Here is a 323-nt window from a genome sequence, read left to right on the forward strand (position 1 = left end):
GGGAGCCGGCGCGGCAGAGACATTCATACGTGTATATTTTCCACAGAGTTTGCGTGGTGTCACTTTAGGAGGCGGTACCGTTTTTATTTTGGCTTTAGGGTTCTATGTAACGCCAGCACTGACAGGTGGGCCTAATGACCAGATGCTCTCTTTCTATATTGCAGAATTTATCAAGAAACACCTCAATTGGGGTATGGCTGCGGCCCTGTCCATGCTTCTTTTATTCAGTGTAATCCTTCTTCTGTCGATCTATGCCGCACTTCGTTATGCAATGACACGAAAGAGGAGCACACTCTGATATGTCCCGTTTTATTTATTGGATC

1 pseudogene is annotated in these 323 nt (G+C 45.8%); it reads left to right on the plus strand.

From position 1 onward, the window contains the following. Positions 1-298, plus strand: a pseudogene (locus tag HBA93_RS19985) (ABC transporter permease); the annotation flags it as partial. Positions 299-323 lie beyond the last annotated feature (25 nt).

The organism is Ochrobactrum sp. SFR4, assembly GCF_019730395.1.
In the GTDB taxonomy this organism is placed as follows: Bacteria; Pseudomonadota; Alphaproteobacteria; order Rhizobiales; family Rhizobiaceae; genus Pseudochrobactrum.